This window comes from Mesorhizobium sp. M7A.F.Ca.US.014.04.1.1 (assembly GCF_003998745.1).
In the GTDB taxonomy this organism is placed as follows: Bacteria; Pseudomonadota; Alphaproteobacteria; order Rhizobiales; family Rhizobiaceae; genus Mesorhizobium; species Mesorhizobium ciceri.
Genome location: NZ_RZRW01001137.1, coordinates 1 through 992 on the forward strand (window position 1 = coordinate 1; position 992 = coordinate 992).

Genomic DNA, 992 nt, shown 5'->3' on the forward strand with positions numbered 1-992 from the left:
ACAGGATGCTGCGGCCGGTGGTCGACTTACCGCAGCCGGACTCGCCAACAAGCGACAGCGTTTCTCCAGGCATGATATCGAAGCTTAGACCCTCGACGGCATGGAGACGCCCAACCTTGCGGCGCATTGCTCCGCCACGCACATCGAACCGGGTCACCAGGTTGCGCACGCTCAAAACCGGCTTGGGCACAGCATCCTTGGCAGGCGCGCGGTAGGTGCGGGCCACGCCTTGCCCCAAGCGCGGGACCGCGTCGATCAGCATCCTCGTATAGTCCTCGCGCGGACGTTCGAAAACGTCCTTTACTGCTCCCATCTCCACCACACGTCCCTTGTGCATGACCATGACGCGGTCGGCGATGTTGGCCACTACGCCCATGTCATGCGTGATGAACAGGATCGCGGTGCCGGTATCGCGCTGGACCTCGTCCAGGAGGTCGAGGATCTGTGCCTGTATCGTCACATCGAGCGCTGTTGTCGGCTCATCGGCGATAAGCAGCTTCGGCGAGCACGCCAAGGCGATGGCGATCATGATCCTTTGCCGCATTCCCCCGGAGAACATGTGAGGATAGTCGTTGAACCGCCGCCGCGCGTCCGGAATGCGAACGCGGTCGAAAAGCCGGATGCCCTCCTCCCGCGCCTCGGCATCGCTCAAGGGTCGATGCTGGCGCAGCATTTCCTTGATCTGGGTGCTGACCTGCAGCACCGGATTCAGGCTCATCATCGGTTCTTGGAAGATCATGCTGGCAATGCCGCCACGCACCTGCCGCAATGTCGATGTCGACGCGCCCACCACTTGCTGGCCATCGACAATGACCGAACCGCTCACATGGGTATTGCCGGCAAGCAGTCCCATTATCGTCATGGAAGTGACGCTCTTGCCGGATCCCGACTCGCCGACAAGCGCCAGCGTCTCGCCGGCATGGATGGCCAGATCGACGTCATGCACCACCTGATGCTTGCCGAAAGCGACGCTGAGGCCGTTCACCTCAACC

1 protein-coding gene is annotated in these 992 nt (G+C 61.9%); it reads right to left on the bottom strand.

All coding sequences use genetic code 11. The annotated features are described in order from the left end of the window. Positions 1-949 (bottom strand): ATP-binding cassette domain-containing protein (locus EOA22_RS39655; protein WP_281040822.1); only part of this gene is annotated, 949 nt, incomplete at its 3' end. Positions 950-992 lie beyond the last annotated feature (43 nt).